Below are 24,159 nucleotides of genomic sequence, written 5' to 3'. Positions count from 1 at the left end.
ATGAAGCCAATTTATCTTGCTTCGCAGTCGCCACGGCGCCGCGAACTTTTAGCGCAACTGGGCGTTGAATTTGAACAGTTTTCCGTTGATGCGGACGAGAGCCCCTTTGCCGGTGAAAGCGCTCTGGCGCTGGTGGAGCGCCTGGCCCGACTTAAGGCGGAGACAGGTGTTGCTCTAGGCTATCATGACCGCCCTGTGCTTGGCAGTGATACTCTAGTGGTGTGCGACGAGCAAATTATGGGTAAGCCCCATGGTTTTGAGGACTTTGCCGCCATGATGCGTTTGCTCAGTGGTCGCAGCCATGAGGTTTTGACCGCGGTGGCTTTGGCGGACACAGAGCATACAAGCAGTGTGGTGGTCAGCACCCAGGTTGCTTTCAAGACTCTGAGCGAGGCAGAAATAACCTCTTATTGGCAAAGTGGCGAGCCTTTTGACAAGGCCGGAGGCTACGGCATTCAAGGGCGTGCGGGCGCTTTTGTCACCCACCTTAGCGGTAGCTATTTTGCGGTGATGGGGTTACCTTTGTATGAGACACAAAAATTACTAGCTGAATTTTAGCATGAGCTCAGAATTACTTATCAATGTGACTCCCAGTGAGAGTCGCGTCGCCTTAATTGAAAATGGCGTATTGCAAGAAATCCAGGTTGAGAGAATCGGCAACCTCGGAATTGTCGGTAATATCTACCTTGGCAAGGTGAGTCGGGTATTGCCCGGCATGCAGGCAGCGTTTGTTGATATCGGCCTAGATAAAGCGGCATTTTTACACGCTTCCGACATAGTCAACAGTGCCACCTTTGAGGATGGGCTCGACGAGCAACCGGTGAAAAAGGTGCAGGATATTCGCGAGCTGGTGCGTCAGGGGCAACATATTATGGTGCAGGTGGTCAAAGACCCTATTGGCACCAAGGGTGCTCGATTAACCACGGACATCACCATTCCTTCACGCTATCTGGTGTTTATGCCCGATGCCACCCATGTGGGTGTCAGCCAACGCATCGAGAGTGATGAAGAGCGCCAGCGTCTTAAAGGTATAGTGGCCCAGTACAATGATGAAAACGGTGGCTTTATTGTGCGCACCGCCGCCGAAGGGGCGAGTGAGCATGAGCTAAAGCATGATGCCGAATTTCTTAAAAAGCTGTGGCTGAAGATAGTCGATAAACGTAAAAAAACGCGCAAAGAAAGCATATTGCACGAAGACTTAAAACTGGCGTTTCGTACCCTGCGTGATTACGTTGGTGAGGATATGGAGCGCATTCGTGTTGACTCCAAACTGACTTTTCAGGAGCTGGTGAGCTTTACCGAAGAGTTTGTGCCGCACCTGCATAAGGTATTGGAATATTACCCCGGCGAGCGCCCCATTTTCGATCTTTTCGATGTCGAAAACGAGATTCAAAAGGCACTGCACCGCAAGGTAGAGCTGAAGTCCGGCGGTTATCTTATTATCGATCAGACCGAGGCCATGACTACGGTAGATGTAAATACCGGTGCCTTTGTTGGTCATCGTAATCTCGAAGAAACCATTTTTAACACCAATATCGAAGCCACCAGTGCTATCGCGCGTCAGTTACGCCTGCGTAATCTCGGCGGCATCATCATTATCGACTTTATCGATATGATCTCCGATGAGCACAAAAGACGGGTATTGCACTCTTTAGAGCAGGCGTTGTCTAAGGATAGAGCCAAGGCCAATATCAATGGCTTATCGGCACTGGGGCTGGTAGAAATGACCCGCAAACGCACCCGGGAAAGTTTAGAGCATATTCTTTGCGGTGTGTGTCCATCCTGTGCCGGTCGGGGCTCGTTGAAAACGGTGGAAACCGTCTGTTATGAAATCCTCCGTGAGATTGTGCGCGTCAACCGCGCCTATGATGCCGACAAATTTATGGTGTACGCCTCTGCGGCCGTCAGTGAAGCGCTGATAAACGATGAATATCACAATCTTGCCGAGCTAGAACTCTTTATTGGTAAACAAGTGATTATTCAAACCGAAAACCTGTATAGCCAAGAGCAGTTCGATGTGGTGATGATGTAGTGAACGCCCGGTCGGTTTGCTTTTTTTGCGTCACAAAAATTTGGCAACTCAGCGCCATAATTTTAGTGCTGTTGGCCGTGCTTGTGTCGCTGCTAAAATACAGCTTGCCCTATGCCAACGATTATCGTGTCCAGGTCGAGCAGTTTCTTGGCGAGCAGCTTAACGCCGATATCTCTATAGGTTCACTTAGCGCCAGTTGGCAGGGCAATGGCCCGGCCCTGGTGGTGAACGAAGTGGGTTTTGCCGATAATGCCGACGCGCCTATCAGCGTCAGCGTGGCGCAAACCCGACTCCATATCAATTTGTGGCAGTCCCTGCTGCATCAGCAGTTGCGTTCCAACTATTTTGTACTCCATGGTTTTAAGGCCAAGATCGATGCTCGGCAGTTATTCACTAACGAGAAAAGCAGTAATAACTCGCAGCAGCAAGCGCTGATCGAGAGCCTCTTCCTCGGTGCCTCAGGGCATTTTGCCATAGAGGAAAGTGAACTGAGTATCATCAGTCTTGATAACAGCAGCCACCGAATTTTGTTGGAGAATCTGGTGTGGGAAAACCGTATTGATGGCCATTACGCCGAGGGCCAGGTAAGCCTGCCTGGTATTGAGCAGAACTCTTTGGAAGCGCGCCTTAAAATATCCGGTGACACTCTGGCCGGGGTGTATGGCGACCTTTATGTACAGGCCCAAGGTCTGGATGTTTCCGGCTGGTTAAACGAGTACCTTCGCCCCGAACTCAAAGAGCTGCAGTCGGATTTAAACATTGAATCCTGGCTGCATTTTGCCGGTGGACGCCTGACCGATGTGCAGGTATTAACTCATCCTAGTAAGCTATCCTGGCGCAATGGCGAGCAGGCAGAATACCTTGAGTTGCAGCAAGGCATGGTGCGAATTCACCCGCAAGCCAAGGGCTGGCGTGTGCGTACCTCCGGGCTGCAACTTAGCGACGAGCAATTCCAATGGTCACCGCTGATCTTCGATGGCTTGTTTAGCGATGAACAACAGGTATGGGTGCAGGATTTGGATATCTCCATGGTCTCCACTTTTGCTCGCCTGGCCAAGGGTGAGGCCTTACAAGGCTTGTTTTCCATCCAGCCGCAAGGCTTTATCAATGAAGGTTATTTCCATTGGCAAAACGCCGATAAATGGCGCTTATGGTTTGCTGCCGAGCATCTCGGCTGGTCCGGTATTCATGGTATTCCGGGGGCACAAGATCTCAGTGCCACAGCACATATCACCAATGAAAAAGGCCTGTTAAGCGTACAGGGCAGTGATAATCACCTGCTTACCGGCGACACCTTTAGCCAGCCTTTGGCCTATCAGCAACTGGTGGCGGAAATTGCTTTTTATAACCATGGTGATTATTGGTCGATTGAAAGTGATAATGTGCGCTTAAGCAATGACGACCTGCAACTGGTGAGCGAATTTGCTTTGCGTCTAGAGGCGCAGCCTAACCTGGATTTATACGCCGAGATCAGCGGTGGCAGTGCCGCCAGCGCCGGGGCCTATTTCCCCGTGCCCTATATGCACAAAAATTTGATCGACTATCTTAACGGCGCCATCAAAGGTGGTGAGATGCGTTTTGCTCAGGTGCTGATGCAAGGGCCGATCGCCGAGTTTCCCTATACCGAAAATCAGGGCCGCTTTGTTGTTAAGGCCGAGGTCGACAACGCCAAATTCGCTTTTGCCCCCCAGTGGCCGGCTCTTGATGAGATAGGCGTAAGTCTGAACTTTGATAATCAGCGCATGGATATCTACAGCCGGGAAGGGGAATTGTTAAACCTCAGTCTTGGCAGCAGCGTGCATGTCTATCTTGAAGATTTGCTCAATGCCGACACCCTGTTTATCGATATTGACGAGCAGGTCGATGCCCCTGAATTACAGCCATTTTTTGCCGACACGCCGCTGGCCAAGCCATTGGCGACCGTATTTGATGTGATTCAGGCCAAGGGCAGCATTAGCGGGAAATTGCAGCTGCAAATCGACCTCAAAGATGGTGGCGTGCTGGCTAAGGGTGATGTGGAATTTGCCGGCAACCCTGTGTATCTGGCACAACCCGGTTTAAACCTCGAGGGCTTACGTGGTCGTTTGAGCTTTGCCAATGATCATATTGAGATCAAAGAGGCCAGTGCCAGTTGGCAGGGTATGCCGCTGACCATCAGCTTGTTAGGGGCGCAGGAAGGCGACAGCTATAACACCAATATTGAGCTGAGTCTGGAGGCGGACACCGCCAAGTTAGAGCAGCACCTAAATGGCTTGCTGGCGCCTCAGTTGCAAGGAAAAACGCCGTTGAATGCCCAGTTACAGCTGAGATTCGGTGCTCAAGGCTTTAATTATGAGGCCCATGTGCAAAGTGATCTTATCGGCATCAGCAGCAGTTTACCGGTGCCCTATAACAAACAGGCACAAGAGGTATTACCCCTTAATGTGCTGATCCAAGGCGATGATATTTCTAATTTAATTATGGCTGAGCTCGATGGTCAGCTGTATTTCAATGGCATCTTAGAGAATGGCAATGGGCAGATGAGCAGCGCCCATCTGGTCGTAGGTGAGCACAACCTTGGCCTGAATCAGCAGGGCTTTGATGTTAGCGTAAATCTGCCTAAGGCGGATGTGTTGGCCTGGCAGCCTGTTATCGACAATATTATCAGTGTTTCGAGTCGCCCTGCGAGCGGCGCCTCGGTAATGCCCAAATTCAATAAGGTAGTTGGGCAGATAGGGCAGGCGCAGTTGGGCCCTGTGCCCTTTAACGAGCTGGAATTTACTCTGACACCCACTCCAGGTGCCATGGATTTAAAGCTGAACGCCAAGGAATTAAGAGCGCGTGTTGATATCCCTACGGGGGAGCAGCAGCGCGATATTCATATTCAAGCCGATTACTTACGAGTCAATGTGCATACGGAACAAAAGCCCCAGAGTGAGCTGGAAAATGCATTGGCAGAGCAAGCGCTTGAGCTGACTGAGGAAGACCTTAGCTGGCTAGCACGTCTACCGGCGGTGCGCTTTGATTGCGACGATTGTCGCCTGAATCAATACCAGCTGGATAAAGTCAGCATGGCTTTTGAAGGGGACGGGCAGCAGCTTAATATTAAAAGCATAGTCATCGATAAGGGCGAGCATATTCTACGCGCCGATGGTATCTGGCGAGACGGGCAAACGGCGCTTCAAGGTGAGTTTAAAAGCGATGATATCGGCGAGCTGTTCGATGAATTCGATATTACCTCCACGGTTCAGGACTCCAACGCCAGTATGGATTTTGCCTTGCACTGGCAAGGAGCGCCCTATAATTTCGATATCGCCAGCCTAGGTGGCAATATCGAATGGGGTTTAGGAGAAGGGCATTTAAGCGAGATCAGCGACGGCGGCGCCCGGGTATTTTCACTACTGAGCCTGGACTCATTGGTGCGTAAACTGAAACTGGATTTTCGCGATGTTTTCGCCAAGGGCTTTTTCTATAACAGCATGGAAGGCAGTATGCAGCTGGCCAGCGGTATTGCCTATACCAAGGACACGAGAATGGATGGTGTGCCGGCAGATTTAAGTATTCAAGGGTATGCGGATCTGAATAACCAGACTCTTAATTACGATTTGTCGGTGGCGCCGCAGGTCACTTCCAGCCTGCCGGTTATTGTGGCTTGGATGGTCAACCCGGTAACTGGCCTAGCAGCTTTAGCGCTGGATAAGGTGATCCACTCGGCGCGAGTGATCTCAGAGATTAAGTTTAAGATCCGTGGCCCCATGAGTGACCCTGAGGTGATTGAGCTTGACCGTAAGAGCCGTGAAGTAACCTTGCCTCAGGCGGCGCAAAATGAACCGCCACAAGAGGGCGATCTGGAGCCACAACCACAGTGATTATTTATGCCCTGCAAGTATGCGCTCAAAGCGACCCGGAAATAAACTTCGCCTCAGTGAAAGCCTTGATAGCTGAACTGCCACCACAGCGTCCCGCTCTGGTGTGCTTACCTGAAAGCTGGTTGTGCTTTGCCAAACACAGTGAGCAGGTGCTAAGCGTGGCCGAGCAGCATCAAGCCTGGCGTCAACGTCTGGCACAGCTATGCTGTGAGGAAAATATTTGGCTGGCCGCCGGTACCCTGCCCGTGATGAGCGCCAGTGGTCGCTATTATGCCGCTTCCTTGCTTTTCGATGACCAAGGCGTCGAGCGCGCCCAGTACAATAAAATTCACCTTTTCGATGTCACCGTTGCCGACAGCACGGGCAATTATCGCGAGTCCAAGCATACCCAGCCTGGCGAGCAAGTGGTGGTGGCCGACACGCCTTTTGCCCGGCTGGGACTCAGTGTGTGTTATGATATGCGCTTTAGTGAATTATATCGGGCGCAAGTGCAACAAGGCGCCGATGTGCTGCTTGTTCCCAGTGCCTTTACCGTGCCCACCGGGCGTGCCCACTGGCATACTCTGCTGCGGGCCCGCGCCATTGAAAGCCAGGCCTATGTGGTGGCCGCCGGTTTATATGGCCGTAATGGCACAGAGCTAAGCCATGATAATGGCCGCGAAACCTATGGTCACAGTGTGATAGTGTCGCCCTGGGGTGAGATCCTCGCCGAGCTAGATCATGGCCAAGGCTGGATAAGCGCCACCCTCGACAGCAACGAATTAAATCAATGCCGTGAGCGCATGCCGATGGCCGCTCACCGCCAAGCGAGAAAAGTAATTTTATGAGCCAAGTAGAGCACAATCTCTTAACCCAGAGTCAGATTGACCGTGATGATCTCGCCAAAGCCCTGGCCTACATTCACCAGCACAAGGTGGATTATGCCGACCTGTATTTTCAGTCCAGCTATAACGAGTCCTGGGTATTGGAAGATGGCCTAGTAAAAGAAGGCAGCTACAACATTGAACGCGGTGTTGGTGTGCGTGCCATCAGCGGCGAGAAAACCGGCTTTTCTTATTCCGATGCTATCAATCTTGAGGCCATTAATAATGCCGCCATGGCCGCGCGCAGCATTGCCGATGCCGGTCAGGATGGCAAGGTACAAGTTTTTAGCGAGCAGGATGTAAAGCGCCAGTTTGAGCCTATGCAGCCCATTCAAAGCATGAAGGATGCGGACAAGGTAGCCCTGCTGCATGAAGTGGAAGACTATATCCGCCAACTGGCTCCAGAGGTTGAGCAGGTGGTCAGCTCCATGTCGGCGGTTTATGAAGAGGTTTTGATTGCCGCCAGTGATGGCACCTTTGCCACGGATATTCGCCCACTGGTGCGCTTAAACTGCTCCGTATTGCTGACCAAGGGTGAACGCCGTGAGCGCGGCGGTGCCGGTGGCGGTGGTCGCACAGATTTTCACTACTTTAAAGAGCTGGTTGAAGGTAAGCCGCGCTGGATGCACTACGCCGAGGATGCGGTGCGCATGGCGCGAGTAAACCTTGAAGCCATAGATGCTCCGGCGGGCACCATGCCCGTGGTATTGGGCGCAGGCTGGCCGGGCGTGCTACTGCATGAAGCGGTAGGTCATGGCCTGGAAGGTGACTTTAACCGTAAAGGGGCGTCGGCCTTTAGCGGTAAATTAGGTCAACAGGTGGCCTCAGAGCTCTGCACCGTGGTTGATGATGGCACCATGGCCGATCGCCGTGGTTCATTGAATATCGACGATGAAGGTACGCCTGCCGGTTATAACGTGCTGATTGAAAAAGGCATTCTGAAGGGCTATATGCAGGATAAGCATAATGCCAAGCTGATGGGTGTGGCGCCTACCGGTAATGGTCGTCGTGAGTCTTATGCACATCTGCCCATGCCGCGCATGACCAACACATATATGCTCGCCGGTGAACATTCACAGGCGGATATTATTGCCTCGGTCGATAAGGGCATCTATGCGCCTAACTTTGGCGGCGGCCAGGTAGACATTACCTCGGGTAAATTCGTATTCTCCGCTTCCGAAGCCTATTTGATCGAAAGCGGTAAGATCACCACGCCGATAAAGGGTGCAACCCTGATAGGTAACGGCCCTGAGGTTATGAAGCAGATTTCTATGGTTGGCAACGACCTTGAACTTGATAAGGGCGTTGGTGTGTGTGGTAAAGATGGCCAAAGCGTACCGGTTGGCGTGGGTCAGCCGTCGCTGAAAATTGATCAGCTTACCGTGGGCGGTACCGCCTAAGCGTATTGAGTATTAAAAAAGGCAGCCACGGCTGCCTTTTTGCGTTTTAGAGCCAAGCCCTAAAGCATTAAGTCTTTAAGAATTTGGAATAGCTCTTTAAAGGCCTTGCCTGGTTTTTCATCTTTCACTTCTTTCGCTGCCTGGCGAATAAGCTGGCGCATGCGCTGGCGTTCCAATTGCGGGTAGGTCTCCAGCAAGGGATTAAGACCAGCGTCGCCCTGGGCGATTAGATCATCACGAGTTTGCTCGATATGATTGATGATCACGTCTTTTTGGTTGTTCTTATTGGTGATAATAGCCATTGCCTGGTTAATGTCTTCGACATTGGTGGTGCTGCGCAGGGTTTTGGCAATATAGTTTAAGTGTCGACGGTAGGCGTCCTTTTTATCCTTTAAACGATCGGCCAATTCCATCGCAGCTTCCAAGTCGGGGCTAAGCGGCAGCTTCTCTCGTTGTTTTTTCGATAGATTGGCAATCTCTATGCCTAGCTCATGGTATTCCATGGCGTCGCGCTTAAGCTCGCTTTTAGATACGTAAATAATCTCTTCTTCGGGTTGCGGTTTTTTGGCCATACTGGTCTCGAATAATGCACTTTGTCGTTATTATACCAATTCGTTTGGCTAAGTGGTCGGAAAATTGCGCAGATAAAATCGCTACAACAACGTCTGCAATGCAGAAACAAACAACAAAGCGTAACTGACGCTAAATTAGTGTGAGGCTTTGTGGTAGGCTAGGGTCATTAGATTCAAGAGCGAAACGAATTATGCAAGAAAACGAATCTGCGGCGATTTACCAGCAAATCGACGAAGTAAAAGATGCCGTCAGTGAAGTCTTAGAGCAGGCCAAAAAGCTCGGTGCTACGGCGGCCGAAGCAGCCATGTCGAGCACTAGCGGCTTGTCGGTGAGCACCCGTTTGGGCGAAGTCGAGACCATCGAATTTAACCAAGATGGTGGCTTAGGTGTCAGTGTTTATGTGGGCAACAAAAAAGGTTCGGCATCAACCGCTGACCTCAGTCCACAAGCCTTGCGTTCTGTGGTGGAAAAAGCCATTGAAATTGCCAAATACACTTCGGAAGACCCTTGTAATGGCTTGGCCGATGCTGAGTTGTTGGAAATGAGCCCGCCGGATCTGGATCTTTACCATCCTTGGCAGGTAACGCCGGAGCAAGGTATTGAAATTTGTCAGGAAGCGGAGCACGCGGCGCTAAACTTCGACCCGCGCATAGTGAATTCCGATGGCGCCAGCTTTAGCAGCCACCAAGGTCTGCGCGTATATGGTAACAGTCATGGCATGCTGGCCGGTTTCCCGCGCACCCGTCATAGCATCAGCACCATGGTGATAGGTCAGGAAGGGGAGCAAATGCAACGCGACTCGGCCTACACCATAGCCCGTGAGCAAGGCGGTTTAAAGGCGGCCAGCGAAGTGGGCCTGGAAGCGGCCAGCGAAACCCTGGCGCGATTAAATAGCCAAAAGCTGGGCACCATGAAGGTACCGGTGATTTTCCGTGCCGATGTCGCTAACTCCTTGTTTGGCCACCTGGTAGGAGCCATTGGTGGTGGCGCCCTGTATCGCAAATCCAGCTTCTTGCTTGATAGCCTAAATACTAAGGTGTTCAGCGATATAGTTAATATTAGTGAGCGCCCGCACTTGCTTAAAGGCTTTGCCTCGTCACCCTTTGATTCGGAAGGGGTAAAAACTCAGGACCGTGAAATTATTCACAGCGGTGAGCTAAAAACCTATCTTCTGGCCAGCTATGCGGCGCGCAAAATGGGCATGACGGCAACAGGTCACGCCGGTGGCATTCATAACTGGCTGGTGGAACAAACGCACCAGGATTTAAAGGCGCTACTGAAGCAGATGGGTCGTGGTTTATTGGTGACCGAGCTGATGGGCCAAGGTGTTAATACAGTGACAGGTGATTACTCCCGCGGTGCCGCTGGTTTCTGGGTTGAAAATGGTGAAATTCAGTATCCGGTGAGTGAAATTACCATAGCCGGTAACCTGAAAGACATGTTTAAGGGCATAGTCGGCATAGGTGGTGACATCGACCCGCGCGGTGGTGTGCTTACCGGCTCAGTGTTGATTGAGCAAATGCAGATAGCCGGCGAGTAATCCTCGTTGCTGTAGCAAATAATTGCAAAGCGCCTGATGGGCGCTTTTTTTCATTTTGTGCTTTACCTTAACTTAAGTTGAGGTTTTAAAGTCTTTCCTAAATTAAAAAATGAAAACTAAATTAGGAGAGAGTGATGCACTTAGAGCATGTGAATTTAGTGGTCACGGATATCAATGATTCGCTGCGTTTTTATCGCGCCGCCTTCCCGCACTGGCAGGTACGCAGCAAGGGCGAAGGTACCTGGTCCGGTAAACCGCGCAATTGGCTGCACTTTGGCGATGACTACCACTACATTGCCCTGAACGATAACGGCGAGGGTGAAAATCGTGACTTGGAAGGACATCAACCCGGCTTGGCGCATTTCGCCTATGTCACTCAGGATATCGATGGGGTGATAGAGCCTTGCAGCATGCGGGGTTCGCTATAGCTAAAGATGGGATAGATAATCCCTATCGTCGCAATGTCTATTTTATCGACCCTGCGGGTTTTGAGGTGGAGTTTGTGCAATACCTGACGGATATTCCTGAGCTGCGTAATAATGAATTTTGACTGTGCCTTTTCATATTTAGAACTTGTCGTGGTGACGACGGCACCTTAGGGGTGGTTTACGCCAACCACCCCTAAGAACCCCAAGGCGCCCCAACATTGCACTTTTTCCTCAGCGCGTTACGAGAAATGAAGGTAACCCACATGCACAGTGCGGTCCCCCTCCTCGCAGAGCTCGTCGCCTTCAAGCGGCAGGAGTGAAATTGTTCACTCCTGTATTTCCGCTTTCAGCCATGTCCCGAGCATGTTTTCGCCAGCGTCGTGCTGGCGATTACGCTTCTCGTAACGCGTTTCGGGTACAATGTAAGGGGATCAGGCTGATACACTGGTGTTTACTTTTAGTCCAGCTTTTTCTGTGGGGGTTGGTGCTCTGCGCCGACATGGTGCCAGACGATTCCCCTTTCGTCGGCCTTTTTCGGCAATATGCTCCTGCATTGCTCTACTACCGCCATCCATGGCGGCAAAGACCGACTTACAAGCATGGCGGTAAAGGCCGAGCGGCTAGATCAAGAACCAGGTAGCGGTGCCGAGGAAGGCGAAGATACCGACTATATCTGTGACCGTGGTAAGAACTACATTGCCGGCCAGGGCCGGGTCTATATCCATGCGTTTTAACACTAATGGGATCACTGCACCGGCGATACCGGCGGCCAATAGGTTCATAAACATGGCAAAGGCGATCACCAGGCCTATGGTGAGATCCCATTTCCACAGGGCAATGGCGCTGCCTATAAGTATCGCCCACAGTACGCCGTTCAAGGCACCGATGGCCAGCTCCTTGGTCAGTAGGAACTTTTGGTTGGTCTCATTGATATGGCCTAATGCCAGTCCACGAATAACCAAGGTCAGAGTTTGCGAGCCGGCAACGCCACCCATGGACGGCACTATGCCATTAAGTACGGCTAAGAAGGGTAAAATACCCAGGGTGGTTTCGAAAAAGCTGGCAACAAAGGCTGCCAACATGGCGGTAAGCAGGTTTACACCCAGCCAGATCGAGCGTCGCTTGGTACTTTTCACAACCGGCGCAAAGGTATCTTCTTCATCGTCAAGACCGGCCAGGCTTAACATGCTGTGCTCGGCACTTTCACGGATAACGTCAACGATATCATCAATGGTGATACGACCGAGCAGATGGGCCTGATCATCCACTACTGGGGCTGAGATCCAGTTATGACGTTCGAACAGCTGTGCTACTTCTGACTCGTCCATGCTAATGGGAATGACTTCGCATTCTTCGTCCATTACCTCACGCACTATGGCGTCAGGCATATTGGTTAGCAAGGCGGTCAGTGGCAATGAGCCCAAAAAGCAGTTGTCTTTATCGACCACATAGAGCTCATCCGTGCCCTCGGGCAGCTCGCCTTTTAGGCGCAGGTAACGCAATACGACATCGATGGAAACGTCGGGGCGAATGGTCACGGTATCCGTGTTCATCAAGGCCCCGGCCGAGCGCTCCTGATAAGACAGCGCCGTGGTTGCCCTGTCTCTATCTTGGCTGTCCATCGCCTCGATTACGTCTTTATAAACGGGCTCCGGCAGGCTTCGTAGTACTTCACCGAGATCATCGTCGTCCATGTCCTCGGTCGCCGCGGCAATATGCTCCGGCTCCATGCGCGCAATAATGCTAAGACGTACGTCTTCAGACAGCTCTTCGAGTACGTCACCCTGAACGTCGGGATCGACTAAGGCCCAAAGCTTGGAGCGGGTTTTATGCGGCGATGATTCGAGTAAAAGGGCGGTGTCGCAGGGCGCTGTTTTTGCTAGAAGCCGACGTACATGAACAAATTGGCCGCTATTGAGTGCTTCAGTGATCTCTTGAAGTGGTTGCAGCGGATTTTCTTGTTCATAGGCTTCAGGCATAGGCATCCCTTGTCGATAAAAATGGAAGAAACGCACTGATAAGCGAGCACTTACAAGCGCTTAGTAAGTTTACCTTAACTCAGACTAAGATACCAAAGGTAAATGAGGGGTTATTCTTGTTCGTGAAACTTTTCTGCGATTAACTTCCCAATGGCGGCGAGCGCACCTTCTTCGTCGCTGCCCTCGCACACCACTTTGACTTCTTTACCTTGGCCGCTTTCGAGCAAGAGTAAGGCGAGGACGCTGTCGGCCTCGGCGCTTTTCTCCCCCTGGTACAGGGTGATCTTAGCATCAAAGTTCATTGCCAATTGTGCCAGCTGTGAGGCGGCACGGGCGTGCAACCCCAGCTTGTTTTGAATAACAAAGGTGGCTTCCATCAAGTCTAACCCTCCTGCTCGCGGTGGCGAATTTTCACGTTAGGGTGGGTGTCCATAAAGCGCTCGCCCAGAGTTTGCGCCAGATACACGGAGCGGTGCTGACCACCGGTGCAGCCTATGGCTATGGTCAGATAGCTGCGATTATTGCGCTCTAAGTGTGGCAACCAGGTTTGCATAAAGGTTTGAATTTGCCAGGTAAATTTTTGTACTATGCCTTGACTGGCAAGATAGTCTTTGACCGGTTGGTCGAGGCCGGTTAAGGGCTTAAGCTCCGGCTCCCAATGTGGGTTAGGTAAAAAGCGGGCATCGAATACATAGTCGGCATTTTTTGGTATGCCGTGTTTAAAACCAAAAGACTCGAAGGTAATAAGCAGTTGCTTGTCTTTTTTACCCAATACCTTTTCACGTATCGTCTCGGCCAACTGGTGCACACTTAACTCACTGGTGTCTATGATAAAGTTGGCATGAGTGATCAATACATCCAGTAGTTTTTTTTCTTCGCGTATGGCCAAGTCCAGGGGCAGGTTTTGCATCGACAAGGGGTGCAGGCGCCGGGTTTCCGAGAAACGTTTGATCAGGGTCTGCTCGTCACTGTCTAGGTAAAAGAGTGTCGGTTGTGAAAACTCTGGTAGGTAACCGAGTAAATCGCTGAATTCTTGTTCTTCTTTAGGAAGGTTGCGAACGTCGATACTGACGGCAATTTTATCGTAATTGTCGGACACGCTGCGCACTAGGGAGGGCAATAGGTTGACTGGGATATTATCGACACAGTAGTAGCCGAGATCTTCAAGTACATGCAGGGCGACGGATTTACCCGAACCGGAGCGCCCACTGACAATAATTAAATCCACTTATCCACTCCTTGCCGAGCCAGATGCTGGCATTAAAGTTAAACACTCGAACTTATCAATCGGGCTTTTCAGCCGTACATTCAGCCGAACTTTCCGTGTCGCGCCTTATACAACCATTAACTGGTACAGTTCCTGGTCGCTGGTGACCGATCTTAGCTGCTTACATAATTGTTTATCTTTAAGTTTATCAGCAATTTTCGCCAAGGTCTTGAGATGTTGTTCGCATTGATCGCCTGGTACAAGCAGCGCCACAAAAATATCCACGGGGCGATTGTCGATGGCGTCAAAATTGATTGCTTCACGACTGGTGACAATAATGGCTAGGGTGTTCTCTATGCCTTCAAGGCGACCGTGTGGAATAGCCACCCCTTTTCCTATGCCAGTGCTGCCAAGCTTTTCACGAGCCAGAAGGGAGTCCAGTATGGCTTGCTCACTGAGGTGGGGGATATGTTGGTGTGCTACCTGAGAGAGGTATTCCAACATTCTTTTTTTGCTATTAAAAAGGACCGCAGCCTTGCTGCAGTCCTTGGAAAAAAGTAAATCTAAGCTCATTTTAATGACGAGACAATTTCTCTTTATGTTTGATTACCTGGCGGTCTAATTTGTCAATTAAGCCATCGATCGCCGCGTACATATCCTGATGCTCTGCGGTGGCAAACAGTTCGCCGCCGTTTACATGAAGAGTTGCTTCTGCTTTTTGGTTCAATTTCTCGATATCGAGAATAACATGCACATTATTAATGTGGTCAAAGTGACGCTCTAATTTGGCAAATTTACTATTTACATAGTTGCGAAGAGAGTCTGTGATTTCTACATGACGACCGGTAAGATTTAATTGCATAAGCATTTTCCTTCTTGTCTAACGTCTATATCAAGCTTTTACGTTGATTTGACGGTGGTATGGCCAACGATTCACGATATTTTGCAATCGTCCGTCGAGCCACTTTGATTCCTTGCTCTGCTAGTATGTCGGTAATCTTGCTATCGCTTAACGGTTTTACAGGATTTTCCGCGGCTACTAGCTTTTTGATCAATGCTCTAATCGCTGTGGATGAGCATTCACCTCCATTCTCGGTATTCACATGGCTGGAGAAAAAGTACTTTAACTCAAAGATCCCACGTGGCGTGTGCATGTATTTTTGTGTGGTAACACGAGAGATAGTCGACTCGTGCATTTCCACCATTTCTGCAACGTCGTTAAGGACCATTGGCTTCATTGCTTCTTCGCCATGTTCAAAGAATGCCTGTTGTTGCTGCACAATGCAATTAGTTACTTTAAGTAAGGTGTCATTGCGTTGCTCCAGGCTCTTTATAAACCATTTTGCCTCTTGCAAGTGAGAGCGAATAAATTGGCTGTCACTTTGTGATTTGCAGTTGCGACCCAGGGATGCGTAGTGATCGTTCACACGTATCTTCGGCATGCTATCGGGGTTTAATTCCACCTTCCAGCGACCCTTGACCTTCTTCACCGATACATCCGGGATCACATACTCCGACTCTTCGCGTACTATGGTCGCGGCGGGCTTGGGATTCAGGCTGTGTATCAGTGTCATCACCTCTTTTAACTGCGCTTCTTTAAGCTTAGTCTTTTTCATTAAGGTGCGGTAGTCACGGTTACCAAGCAAATCAATATAGTTACAAACTACCTCTTTCGTCTCGTTAAGCCAAGGGGTTTGAGATGAAAATTGATTGAGCTGGATCAACAAGCCCTCTTGTAGTGAGCGAGCGCCAATACCTATAGGATCAAACATTTGAACTCGCTTAAGCACGGCCTCTATTTCGTCGAGTTCAATCTCTTCTTCCAGCTCATCATGGTTGATGCTGTCGAGCAAGTCCTCGGTGCTAACGGTAAGTAAGCCGTTGTCGTCGATGGCTTCGATAATCGCGGTGGCAATGGCTTCATCTATGGCGCTAAAAGGGGTGAGGCGTAATTGCCACATCAGGTAGTCGTGCAGGGTTTCCGTGGTTTCGCCTTGATAAATAGACTCATCATCTGGCATGGGCCCAGATGAAGCGACCGGTGCGGCACTGATATACTCGTCCCAGGATACATCCATGGGCAGATCATCGCTGATCGAGTCATTGTTGAGGGCATCGCCGCTTTCAACTTCGTCCTGATTGCTTGTGCTGTTTTGGGTGTCACTATCACTGTCAGCCGCCGAGTTTTTATCGCGCGGCAGGTCGTTATCGCCGTAATGCTCTTCTTCGATTTCGAGCAAGGGGTTGGCATCAAGTGCTTCTTGAATTTCTTGTTGGAGATCCAAAGTACTGAGCTGCAACAGGCGGATAGCCTGCTGCAATTGGGGGGTCATTGTTAATTGCTGGCCTAGGCGCAGCTGTAATGATTGCCTCATGTACTCTAACAATCCTTTTGTAATTAAAGTCTAAACTGCTCACCTAAATATACATCGCGTACGGTTTGATCTGCTAATACCTGTTGGGGAGTTCCTGATGCGATTAGCTCGCCATGGGAGACGATATAGGCAGTTTCACATACATCTAATGTTTCGCGCACATTGTGGTCGGTGATAAGGACGCCGATGCCACGGTTGCGGAGGTGTTCAATGATTTTCTTAATATCTAGCACCGAAATAGGGTCAACACCAGCAAAAGGTTCGTCGAGCAGAATAAATTTCGGGTTAGCGGCTAAGGCGCGAGCAATTTCCACGCGACGACGTTCGCCGCCGGAAAGCGCCATGCCTAAGGAGTCGCGAATATGCTGAATATTAAACTCGTCCAGCAGGCCTTCAAGCTCGCGCTCGCGGCCGCTTTTATCCAGATCCTTACGGGTTTCCAAAATGGCCATCAGGTTCTGATAAACGGTCAATTTACGGAAAATCGAAGACTCTTGCGGCAAATAACCTATGCCTAAACGGGCGCGAGAATGCATGGGCAGCAGGGTGATATCCTGTTCGTCTATGCTGATCACCCCTTTGTCGCTTGGCACCAGGCCAACGATCATATAGAAGGTGGTGGTTTTACCGGCGCCGTTAGGGCCAAGCAGGCCGACTATGCTGCCAGCTTTGACTTCCAGGCCCACATCCTTGACCACTTCACGGCCCTTATAGCTTTTTGCCAGCTTTTGCGCCTTCAGCGTGGTCATGGTTGTTCCTTCTCTTCTTGCTCATCATTTTGCGGTGTGAGCGTGGTTCTTACGCGAGTGCTCGAATCTTTATCTTTTTCGGCACTGATCAGCTGCTTGTTTATATCATAGCTGATTGTCTCGGCGATTATCTGTTGATCGGCCATGGCTATTTTTGCAGTGCCGGAAATCTGCAGCATTTGCGTAGCTACATCGTAGCGGATTTCCTTGGCAGAAGCGGTGATTTGCGTACCATCTTCCATGGTTTCGCTGTAGATGGCTGGGTTGCCGGTGGCAATCAGCAACTGCTTGTTATCACCTAACTCAGGGCGACGGTGGGCCTCAAGGCGATCCGCCTTGATTTCTCGTTGACCATGAACAATGTGTACATTTTTATCAAAAATGGTGATATTTTCTTTGATCAGCGCCTGCTGTTTATCGGCGTCGATCTGTACTTCCGTCACCGTGCTCGGTTGTTCCGCCCAGGCATTTACAGCCCCAATTCCGAACCCCAAACCTATGATTAATGCTTTGAATTTACTGGTCATAATATACCGTTCGCGTATGTTTTATTAGTTCCACTATCTCTGTATTGATATCCGCTTTCAAGCCCTGACCTGTGATCAGGAGATCTGGCCCCCTGAGCTCAACACTTTGCTCCGATTCCATACGTTGGGCACCAATGTCTATTTGGATAGCTGCTGCTTGGACCTTTTCGATCATTGCCCCTGGTATTAAATTGGTGGCGATGACGTTGCTTTCCAAGATCAAAATATTGTTATTGTAGAGTGTCGCTTCATCGGCGGTTACACGCCAGCGTTCACCTTCGTTATAGAGAGTAAATACCGGCTTCTTGAAGTGGGTAAAACCCAGCTCGTCGAAGAGTTCCATATGCTCAGCATAAACTGTGTGGCTTAACGCCCCCTGATCGTTATAGCTGCTTTGTCTAAGTCCGGTGGCAATATAATCCGGGATAGAAATGGTATCGCTGCTGCTTGTTACCGTTTTTTCCGATTGCATATAATAGGGTGCCCATAGCCAGGCCATAAGCGCAATAAAAACGATGGATATCAGCACCCGCGCCATATTCATGAGCTGGTACCCTCAGTGCCCAGGCTGCCGCCCTTGGCCAATATCAGCAGGTCAGTTAGTTCACGCACTGCCCCAAAGCCGCCTGGCAGCATTGTGGTGTAATGGGCAATACGTTTCACCAAAGGATGGGCGTCATTAACGGCCACGGCAAAACCTACCTTTTCCATTACCGGTAAATCCGGGCCATCATCACCTATATAGGCAATCTGCTCATCACTCAGATTAAGGGTTTGCTTGAGTTCGCCGTAGGCGTCGAGCTTATGCTCTCGGCCTTGATAAATATAAGGGACGCCCAGGCTTTCCATGCGGGTTTGCACTATTTGTGACTGGCGGCCGGTGATCACCGCAACTTGGGTGCCGCTATTCAATAAAGCCTTAATGCCAAAGCCGTCTTTGGTGTTGAAAGCTTTGAGTTCTTCCCCCTGATTGCCCAAATAGATACGACCGTCGGAAAACACGCCGTCGATATCGCAGATAAGTAATTTTACCGCCTGAGCTCTTTGCCAGGCATCTTGCTCTATGGGCTGATACAAATCGGAAAATTGCATTAAATCACTCCCGCCCGCAGTAGGTCTTGCATATTCAGGGCGCCAATGGGGCGAGAGTCTTGGTCGATGACGATAAGACCGTTGATACGCTTTTGCTCCATGATATTAAGCGCCTCGGCGGCCAGCATATTGGCGGTGGCCGTGGTGCAATTTGGTGTCATCACCTCAAGTAAGGTGGTGCTATGTATATCTATGCGCTGCTCCAGCACGCGGCGCAGGTCGCCATCGGTGAAGAGGCCAACCAGCTGTTGTTCGTCATTGATTACCGCCGTCATGCCCAGACCCTTGCTGGAAATCTCCAACAAGGCTTCTTTAATGCTTTGCGATTGATGTGAGCGTGGCACGCTGTCGCCGCTGTGCATAACGTCGTTAAGCGTTAGCAATAAACGTTTACCCAGGCTGCCGCCGGGGTGGGACAGGGCAAAATCATCGGCGGTAAAGCCCTTGGCTTCGAGCAGGGCAACGGCGATGGCATCGCCCATGGCTAAAGTGGCCGTGGTACTGGCGGTGGGAGCCAGGCCCAAGGGGCAGGCTTCCTGAGAAACGCCGATGCAGATATGTAGATCTGCCAGGGTGGCCATGCTTGACTGGGTATTCCCTGTCATGGCCACCAAGGTTGCACCAATGCGCTTAATTACAGGGATGATGCTGACAATCTCATGAGTCTCGCCGGAGTTAGAGATTAATAACACCACATCCTGGGCGGTGATCATGCCTAAATCGCCGTGACTGGCTTCTCCCGGGTGCACAAAAAAGGCCGGGGTGCCTGTGCTCGCCAAAGTGGCGGCTATCTTGTTGCCGATATGACCAGACTTGCCCATGCCGACCACTATAATGCGCCCGGTGCAGGCCTTCATTAGTTCACAGGCCTGAATAAACTGCTCGTCAAGATGTTGCAGCTGCTCTTGAAGGGCAAGAACTTCTGTCTCTATCACCCGCTGGGCGGAAGCGATGTAGCTTTGTGTCATATACGCTTACTCTATGCTATCTGACTAAAAATATATCCTTGGTAGGCAAAAAATGCGACCAGCAACATGCCTCCTTCTAACCTGTTGATGCGTCTGGCACCACGAAAGTTCAAACTCATGGCAATTAATACTATGGTCGCGGCTATCATTACCAGGGCATCGCGGTTGGCTGCGGCCGGGTCAATCACCGCTGGGTTAAGAATACCGGCAAGGGAAAGCACGGCAAGGATATTGAACAGGTTTGAGCCAACGATATTACCTAGGGCCAGGTCGTCTTCATTTTTCAACACGCCGGCTACACAGGCGGCAAGCTCAGGTAAACTGGTACCAATGGCGATAATGGTAAGGCCGATAACCAGGTCGCTAAGACCAAAGAATTGAGCGATTTCCACCGCCGAAGAAACGATAAAATGCGAGCTGACTGGCAGTAGTATCAGGCCCACAATCAACCATAGGGAGGCGGCTTTGGTGCTCACATCTTTAGGGATTTCATCACAGGCTTCGCTGACAAAGGGGTCGTCCTCGGCATTTTTTTGCTGGCGCGAAATAATGATAAGAAAAGTGATAAAGGCGACAAAGCCGGCTAGTAGCAACCAGCCTTCTACACTGGAAAAATAGTTGTCGGTAAACATGTACCAGGCGGCTATTGAGACTACAAAAGCTAAGGGCATTTCCCGTTTAACTGTCACCGAGGACACCGACAGCGGGCGTAATAGAGCAGTGATACCCAGCACCAGCAGAATATTGGTAATATTTGAGCCCACCGCATTACCCACCGCAGTATCGGTTTTATCAGCCAGTGCTGCCGACGCTGATACCATCATCTCCGGGGCAGAAGAGCCCATGGCGACTACGGTTAAACCTATGATTAAAGCGGGTACGCCAAGGTTGCGTGCTAAAGCCGCGGCGCCAAAGACAAAGCGGTCGGCACTCCAAACGAGAGCGACAAAACCGGCGACGAGAATGGCAAAAGAAGTGAGCATGAGTGCAAAGCCAATGAGTTAGAAAAAATACTGGCGCAAATAGTATCAAAAGCCGTTGTAATTGTGTAAAAAAACGCACCTAATTTGTCGTCATTACAGCTTTGTTGAATGATCTTACAAATTTTTACAGATTCTTTTTTCCCTCGGCGCAAAAAAACTTTAAAATGTCGGGTCACATGACGGAAAAATAGTGGGAGAGCGACTTGTCGCAACCAATCGTTGAAATCAAGGATGTTACCTTCAAACGCGCGGAACGTGTTATCTATCAGAATATGAGCCTAACCATTCCCAAGGGGAAGATCACTGCGATTATGGGCCCCAGTGGTATAGGTAAAACCACCTTGCTGCGGCTGATCGGTGGTCAGCTTAAGCCAAATAGTGGCGATATTCTTTTTCAAGGTCAAAGTATTCCTAGCATGAATCGCGCGGCGCTGTATAAGGCGCGCACGAAAATGAGCATGCTGTTCCAAAGTGGCGCCTTATTTACCGATATGTCGGTGTACGACAATATCGCCTTTCCGCTGCGTGAACATACACAACTAAGCGAAGAATTGATCCGTCTTGTTGTCTTGATGAAGCTGCAAGCCGTGGGTCTGCGCGGTGCCAAAGACTTGATGCCGGCCGAACTTTCTGGCGGTATGGCCCGTCGTGCAGCACTAGCCCGTGCCATTGCCCTGGACCCAGAATTTATCATGTACGATGAGCCGTTTGCCGGACAAGACCCCATTTCCATGGGCGTGCTGGTGAAGTTGATCCGCTCGCTTAATAATGTCCTTGGGCTGTCGTCCTTAATCGTTACCCATGATGTACCCGAGGTGATGAGCATTGCCGATCATGTGATCATCATCGCTGAAAAAGGGGTGATAGGCTGTGGCAGCCCGGATGAGCTGCGCCAGCATGAATCACCTCTGGTGCAGCAGTTTTTACAGGGCTTGTCTGATGGTCCTGTGCCATTTCATTTTGATGCTCAGCCTTATGAGCAGGAGTTAATGTCATAATGTCAGCCTTGCTCGAATTTTGGCAGCGCCTGGGGCATAAAACCCTGAGCCGCTTCGCCTCTATGGGCCGTGCTACTTACATGCTGTTGGGCGCCTTATTAAGCATGCCTAACTTTCGTAAGGGCACGCCGCTGCTGATCCGCCAGCTTTACATGGTGGGTTTTTTATCCCTGATTATTATTGTGGTATCCGGCTTGTTTATCGGCATGGTATTAGCCCTGCAAGGCTATACCGTACTGGTTGATTATGGCGCTGAAGACAGTTTGGGCCCCTTGGTGGCACTGAGCCTACTGCGTGAACTCGGCCCTGTAGTGACGGCGCTTTTATTTGCCGGACGCGCCGGTAGTGCCTTGACCGCAGAAATCGGTTTGATGAAGGCCACAGAGCAGCTTACCAGTTTGGAAATGATGGCGGTGGACCCATTAAAGCGGGTGATTGCTCCACGCTTTTGGGCGGGTATGATCAGCATGCCGGCGCTGGCACTCATCTTCTCTGCGGTGGCTATTTTAGGAGCGCATTTAGTCGGCGTTGACTGGCTTGGCGTTGACCGCGGTAGTTTCTGGTCAATTATGCAGTCGCAGGTGTCGTTCGAGAAAGACATACTTAACGGCCTAATTAAAAGCTGTGTATTTGCCCTGGTGGTGACCTGGATAGCCTTATACAAGGGTTATGATTGCGTCCCCACATCGGAAGGGATCAGCAAAGCGACAACGGAAACCGTTGTCCATTCTTCACTGGCCGTGCTTGGCTTCGATTTTATTTTGACCGCCGTAATGTTTGGCGGCTAAAGGATTAACACCATGAATTCGAGAACAATTGAAATTTTGGTCGGCTTGTTTGTCTCTATGGGCGTTGCTGCGTTCGTTATGTTGGCGCTCAAGGTGGCAAATGCCGGTTTAAGCGGCAGTAATGGCACTTATTCATTGCAGGCTAAGTTTGAAAATATAGGATCACTAAAAACTCGAGCACCTATCAAGGTGGGCGGGGTAGTTATCGGCCGTGTTGAAACTATTCAGGTGCACCCTAGTGAGTTTGTGCCTGTGGTCTATATGGCCATAGATAACGCCTATGAATGTAAGTTTTCCGATGCCACTTCGGTGTCTATTCTTACATCTGGCATTTTAGGTGAGCAGTACTTGGGTATTAACCCGGCTATTGCCAGCAACCAAGCGCAGCAGGCCTGTTTGGGCAATGCCGTGGCTGAGTCGCAACAAGATGATGAGTTATCAATTGACGCCATTTTTGGTGTGCAGTCAAAAGCGTTAAAGGACGGCGATATGATCACCGATACCAAGTCAGCCTTGGTGTTGGAAGAGCTAATTGGCCAGTTTCTATTCAATCAAGGTAGCGAGTAGCAGTTATGGATAAGGTTTTCAGTTTCGTAGCAGGATTGTTTTTACTGCTGGCGCCCCAGGCGCAGGCGGCGGAAGTCGATTTAAGCGATCCATATAAAATGGTGCGCCAGGTTGCCGATCAAACCTTTAAGCGTATCGAACATGACCAGAGCAAGATTGCCGCCGATAAAGAACATCTAAAAGTGATAGTGGAAGAAGAGCTTCTTCCTTATGTCGATTATAAGTATGCCTCTTATCGTGTACTGGCAAGCTATATTCAAAAGGCGCGCAATATCGAAGACCCTGAGGAAAAAAAGCAGGCGATCGACAATATTAAGCGTTTTATGGATGTGTTTAAGGATTACCTGGTAGCCACTTATGCCGGTGTGTTTACCCAATACACTAACCAAACCGTGGAATTCGATCCTGCGAAAGAGTTTGGTAATGAAACTGTGGTAGTGGTGAAAACCACGATTAAAGACCCAGGCAAGCCAGACATTGATATTGGCTTTAAAGTGCGTAAGGATAATAGCAATCAATGGCGCGCTTATGACATGATAGCCGAAGGCATTAGCCTGCTTGATGCCAAACAAAGTGAGCTGCATGGCATTTTACGCCAGGAAGGCATTGAACATGTCATTGATTTACTAGAGAAGAAAAGTAAACTGCCAGTTCAGTTTCGTGGTGAAGGTGGCAATGAGTAGCCTGACCTTATCACAAAAAAGTGATGACCAGTTTACACTCAGTGGTGAATTAACCCGATATAGTGTTGCCGATAAGACCTTAGTACAGCAACTGCTTGCTAGTAGCAGTACCAAGGTAGCACTGGATTTAAATGACGTTAGTCACGTTGATACCGCTGGGTTGGCCTGGTTATTAGACAGCTTGTCGCAGCTTCATAAGCAAGGTAAAGAGTTGCGACTACAGCATATCCCTGAACAGCTGCAAAAGTTGATGCAACTGGGTCAGGTCGACAAAATTTTTGAGTGAGAATAATGCAAAGCAGTCAAGTTGAAGCTTTATTGAAAGACGAGCTAGGGCTCGAAGAAGTAATAGTTAAAGTTGAAGGTACCCACTATCAGGTGATAGCCGTGGGTGACTGCTTTGACGGGTTAACCCCGGTTAAAAAACAGCAGTTGGTTTATAAGCCACTGATGGAGCAAATCTCAGATGGCACCATACATGCTGTGACTATTCGTGCCTTTACGCCAGAACAGTGGCAGCGTGAACGCAAATTTATCCTTCCGCAATAACAGGCACAGC

General features: G+C 50.0%; 25 protein-coding genes and 1 pseudogene. 13 read left to right on the top strand and 13 right to left on the bottom strand.

Annotated features, from left to right (window positions below; genetic code table 11):
• The 5 genes from WCN91_RS06440 to tldD are packed head-to-tail and all read left to right on the top strand — an operon-like array spanning position 1 to position 8,143.
• A complete protein-coding gene (locus tag WCN91_RS06440; RefSeq protein ID WP_425416016.1) occupies positions 1–558 on the top strand; it encodes a Maf family protein in 558 nt (185 codons plus the stop codon).
• A gap of 1 nt (position 559) precedes the next feature.
• Entirely contained in the window at positions 560–2,032 is a 1,473-nt protein-coding gene (gene rng, locus WCN91_RS06435; RefSeq protein WP_342677405.1) for a ribonuclease G, read from the top strand.
• Positions 2,032–5,880 carry a YhdP family protein gene (locus WCN91_RS06430; RefSeq protein ID WP_342677403.1) on the top strand — a complete coding sequence of 1,283 codons (3,849 nt, stop codon included), beginning with the start codon at positions 2,032–2,034 and terminating at the stop codon, positions 5,878–5,880. Before rng ends, WCN91_RS06430 begins: the two co-directional genes overlap by 1 nt.
• Positions 5,880–6,707: a carbon-nitrogen hydrolase family protein gene (locus tag WCN91_RS06425; protein ID WP_425416018.1), complete on the top strand. Its 828-nt coding sequence runs from the start codon at positions 5,880–5,882 to the stop codon at positions 6,705–6,707. The genes WCN91_RS06430 and WCN91_RS06425 overlap by 1 nt, the downstream gene beginning before the upstream one ends.
• A complete protein-coding gene (gene tldD / locus WCN91_RS06420; protein ID WP_342677400.1) occupies positions 6,704–8,143 on the top strand; it encodes a metalloprotease TldD in 1,440 nt (479 codons plus the stop codon). Before WCN91_RS06425 ends, tldD begins: the two co-directional genes overlap by 4 nt.
• Before the next feature lie 59 nt (positions 8,144–8,202).
• On the opposite strand, the gene yjgA is transcribed toward tldD, so the two are convergent.
• Positions 8,203–8,715 (bottom strand): ribosome biogenesis factor YjgA, encoded by a 513-nt coding sequence (gene yjgA / locus WCN91_RS06415; RefSeq protein ID WP_342677398.1) that lies wholly within the window; start codon positions 8,713–8,715, stop codon positions 8,203–8,205.
• Positions 8,716–8,906: 191 nt separating this feature from the next.
• Between yjgA and pmbA the strand changes: the two genes are divergently transcribed.
• A complete protein-coding gene (gene pmbA / locus WCN91_RS06410; protein WP_342677397.1) occupies positions 8,907–10,256 on the top strand; it encodes a metalloprotease PmbA in 1,350 nt (449 codons plus the stop codon).
• 134 nt (positions 10,257–10,390) lie between these two features.
• Positions 10,391–10,806 (top strand): annotated as a pseudogene (locus tag WCN91_RS06405) (VOC family protein).
• 498 nt (positions 10,807–11,304) lie between these two features.
• Here WCN91_RS06405 and mgtE read toward each other — a convergent pair.
• The 12 genes from mgtE to WCN91_RS06345 form a co-directional block, all read right to left on the bottom strand.
• Positions 11,305–12,663 carry a magnesium transporter gene (gene mgtE / locus WCN91_RS06400; RefSeq protein WP_342677394.1) on the bottom strand — a complete coding sequence of 453 codons (1,359 nt, stop codon included), beginning with the start codon at positions 12,661–12,663 and terminating at the stop codon, positions 11,305–11,307.
• Between the two features lie 110 nt (positions 12,664–12,773).
• Positions 12,774–13,040: an HPr family phosphocarrier protein gene (locus WCN91_RS06395; protein WP_342677392.1), complete on the bottom strand. Its 267-nt coding sequence runs from the start codon at positions 13,038–13,040 to the stop codon at positions 12,774–12,776.
• 5 nt (positions 13,041–13,045) lie between these two features.
• A complete protein-coding gene (gene rapZ, locus WCN91_RS06390; RefSeq protein ID WP_342677390.1) occupies positions 13,046–13,891 on the bottom strand; it encodes an RNase adapter RapZ in 846 nt (281 codons plus the stop codon).
• A 105-nt stretch (positions 13,892–13,996) separates the two neighbouring features.
• Positions 13,997–14,443, bottom strand: a complete 447-nt coding sequence (ptsN, locus tag WCN91_RS06385) for a PTS IIA-like nitrogen regulatory protein PtsN (protein ID WP_342677388.1) — start codon at positions 14,441–14,443, stop codon at positions 13,997–13,999.
• Position 14,444: 1 nt separating this feature from the next.
• Positions 14,445–14,732, bottom strand: coding sequence for a ribosome hibernation promoting factor (hpf, locus tag WCN91_RS06380; RefSeq protein ID WP_342677386.1), 288 nt, complete (start codon positions 14,730–14,732; stop codon positions 14,445–14,447).
• Between the two features lie 25 nt (positions 14,733–14,757).
• Positions 14,758–16,245, bottom strand: a complete 1,488-nt coding sequence (locus WCN91_RS06375) for an RNA polymerase factor sigma-54 (RefSeq protein WP_342677384.1) — start codon at positions 16,243–16,245, stop codon at positions 14,758–14,760.
• A gap of 23 nt (positions 16,246–16,268) precedes the next feature.
• Positions 16,269–16,994: an LPS export ABC transporter ATP-binding protein gene (lptB, locus tag WCN91_RS06370; RefSeq protein ID WP_342677382.1), complete on the bottom strand. Its 726-nt coding sequence runs from the start codon at positions 16,992–16,994 to the stop codon at positions 16,269–16,271.
• Complete coding sequence (gene lptA / locus WCN91_RS06365) at positions 16,991–17,521, bottom strand: lipopolysaccharide transport periplasmic protein LptA (RefSeq protein ID WP_342677380.1); 531 nt, start codon at positions 17,519–17,521, stop codon at positions 16,991–16,993. The genes lptB and lptA overlap by 4 nt, the downstream gene beginning before the upstream one ends.
• Positions 17,511–18,065, bottom strand: coding sequence for an LPS export ABC transporter periplasmic protein LptC (lptC, locus tag WCN91_RS06360; RefSeq protein ID WP_342677378.1), 555 nt, complete (start codon positions 18,063–18,065; stop codon positions 17,511–17,513). Before lptC ends, lptA begins: the two co-directional genes overlap by 11 nt.
• Complete coding sequence (gene kdsC / locus WCN91_RS06355) at positions 18,062–18,613, bottom strand: 3-deoxy-manno-octulosonate-8-phosphatase KdsC (protein ID WP_342677376.1); 552 nt, start codon at positions 18,611–18,613, stop codon at positions 18,062–18,064. Before kdsC ends, lptC begins: the two co-directional genes overlap by 4 nt.
• Complete coding sequence (locus tag WCN91_RS06350; protein WP_342677374.1) at positions 18,613–19,581, bottom strand: KpsF/GutQ family sugar-phosphate isomerase; 969 nt, start codon at positions 19,579–19,581, stop codon at positions 18,613–18,615. The genes kdsC and WCN91_RS06350 overlap by 1 nt, the downstream gene beginning before the upstream one ends.
• Positions 19,582–19,592: 11 nt before the next feature.
• Positions 19,593–20,564, bottom strand: a complete 972-nt coding sequence (locus WCN91_RS06345) for a calcium/sodium antiporter (protein ID WP_342677372.1) — start codon at positions 20,562–20,564, stop codon at positions 19,593–19,595.
• A gap of 203 nt (positions 20,565–20,767) precedes the next feature.
• Between WCN91_RS06345 and WCN91_RS06340 the strand changes: the two genes are divergently transcribed.
• The 6 genes from WCN91_RS06340 to WCN91_RS06315 are packed head-to-tail and all read left to right on the top strand — an operon-like array spanning position 20,768 to position 24,149.
• Entirely contained in the window at positions 20,768–21,562 is a 795-nt protein-coding gene (locus tag WCN91_RS06340; RefSeq protein WP_342677370.1) for an ATP-binding cassette domain-containing protein, read from the top strand.
• A complete protein-coding gene (mlaE, locus tag WCN91_RS06335; RefSeq protein ID WP_425416015.1) occupies positions 21,562–22,350 on the top strand; it encodes a lipid asymmetry maintenance ABC transporter permease subunit MlaE in 789 nt (262 codons plus the stop codon). The genes WCN91_RS06340 and mlaE overlap by 1 nt, the downstream gene beginning before the upstream one ends.
• A gap of 12 nt (positions 22,351–22,362) precedes the next feature.
• Positions 22,363–22,917: an outer membrane lipid asymmetry maintenance protein MlaD gene (gene mlaD / locus WCN91_RS06330; protein ID WP_342677368.1), complete on the top strand. Its 555-nt coding sequence runs from the start codon at positions 22,363–22,365 to the stop codon at positions 22,915–22,917.
• Positions 22,918–22,922: 5 nt separating this feature from the next.
• Entirely contained in the window at positions 22,923–23,600 is a 678-nt protein-coding gene (locus WCN91_RS06325) for an MlaC/ttg2D family ABC transporter substrate-binding protein (protein WP_342677366.1), read from the top strand.
• Positions 23,593–23,886, top strand: a complete 294-nt coding sequence (locus tag WCN91_RS06320) for an STAS domain-containing protein (RefSeq protein WP_342677364.1) — start codon at positions 23,593–23,595, stop codon at positions 23,884–23,886. Before WCN91_RS06325 ends, WCN91_RS06320 begins: the two co-directional genes overlap by 8 nt.
• 5 nt (positions 23,887–23,891) lie before the next feature.
• A complete protein-coding gene (locus tag WCN91_RS06315; protein WP_105200060.1) occupies positions 23,892–24,149 on the top strand; it encodes a BolA family protein in 258 nt (85 codons plus the stop codon).
• Positions 24,150–24,159 lie beyond the last annotated feature (10 nt).

This window comes from Pseudoalteromonas qingdaonensis, from assembly GCF_038739665.1.
Classification (GTDB): domain Bacteria; phylum Pseudomonadota; class Gammaproteobacteria; order Enterobacterales; family Alteromonadaceae; genus Pseudoalteromonas; species Pseudoalteromonas qingdaonensis.
Note: the sequence above shows the minus strand (reverse complement) of the source record. Positions and strands in the feature narration are given on the sequence as shown.

Excerpts from the sequence above, each read along its gene's own strand:
- WCN91_RS06440 (WP_425416016.1), top strand. The coding sequence starts at position 1 with ATGAAGCCAATTTATCTTGCTTCGCAGTCGCCACGGCGCCGCGAACTT.
- rng (WP_342677405.1), top strand. The coding sequence starts at position 560 with ATGAGCTCAGAATTACTTATCAATGTGACTCCCAGTGAGAGTCGCGTC.
- tldD (WP_342677400.1), top strand. The coding sequence starts at position 6,704 with ATGAGCCAAGTAGAGCACAATCTCTTAACCCAGAGTCAGATTGACCGT.
- yjgA (WP_342677398.1), bottom strand. The coding sequence starts at position 8,715 with ATGGCCAAAAAACCGCAACCCGAAGAAGAGATTATTTACGTATCTAAA.
- pmbA (WP_342677397.1), top strand. The coding sequence starts at position 8,907 with ATGCAAGAAAACGAATCTGCGGCGATTTACCAGCAAATCGACGAAGTA.
- mgtE (WP_342677394.1), bottom strand. The coding sequence starts at position 12,663 with ATGCCTGAAGCCTATGAACAAGAAAATCCGCTGCAACCACTTCAAGAG.
- WCN91_RS06395 (WP_342677392.1), bottom strand. The coding sequence starts at position 13,040 with ATGGAAGCCACCTTTGTTATTCAAAACAAGCTGGGGTTGCACGCCCGT.
- ptsN (WP_342677388.1), bottom strand. The coding sequence starts at position 14,443 with ATGAGCTTAGATTTACTTTTTTCCAAGGACTGCAGCAAGGCTGCGGTC.
- hpf (WP_342677386.1), bottom strand. The coding sequence starts at position 14,732 with ATGCAATTAAATCTTACCGGTCGTCATGTAGAAATCACAGACTCTCTT.
- WCN91_RS06375 (WP_342677384.1), bottom strand. The coding sequence starts at position 16,245 with ATGAGGCAATCATTACAGCTGCGCCTAGGCCAGCAATTAACAATGACC.
- lptB (WP_342677382.1), bottom strand. The coding sequence starts at position 16,994 with ATGACCACGCTGAAGGCGCAAAAGCTGGCAAAAAGCTATAAGGGCCGT.
- lptA (WP_342677380.1), bottom strand. The coding sequence starts at position 17,521 with ATGACCAGTAAATTCAAAGCATTAATCATAGGTTTGGGGTTCGGAATT.
- lptC (WP_342677378.1), bottom strand. The coding sequence starts at position 18,065 with ATGAATATGGCGCGGGTGCTGATATCCATCGTTTTTATTGCGCTTATG.
- kdsC (WP_342677376.1), bottom strand. The coding sequence starts at position 18,613 with ATGCAATTTTCCGATTTGTATCAGCCCATAGAGCAAGATGCCTGGCAA.
- WCN91_RS06350 (WP_342677374.1), bottom strand. The coding sequence starts at position 19,581 with ATGACACAAAGCTACATCGCTTCCGCCCAGCGGGTGATAGAGACAGAA.
- WCN91_RS06345 (WP_342677372.1), bottom strand. The coding sequence starts at position 20,564 with ATGCTCACTTCTTTTGCCATTCTCGTCGCCGGTTTTGTCGCTCTCGTT.
- mlaE (WP_425416015.1), top strand. The coding sequence starts at position 21,562 with ATGTCAGCCTTGCTCGAATTTTGGCAGCGCCTGGGGCATAAAACCCTG.
- mlaD (WP_342677368.1), top strand. The coding sequence starts at position 22,363 with ATGAATTCGAGAACAATTGAAATTTTGGTCGGCTTGTTTGTCTCTATG.
- WCN91_RS06325 (WP_342677366.1), top strand. The coding sequence starts at position 22,923 with ATGGATAAGGTTTTCAGTTTCGTAGCAGGATTGTTTTTACTGCTGGCG.
- WCN91_RS06320 (WP_342677364.1), top strand. The coding sequence starts at position 23,593 with ATGAGTAGCCTGACCTTATCACAAAAAAGTGATGACCAGTTTACACTC.
- WCN91_RS06315 (WP_105200060.1), top strand. The coding sequence starts at position 23,892 with ATGCAAAGCAGTCAAGTTGAAGCTTTATTGAAAGACGAGCTAGGGCTC.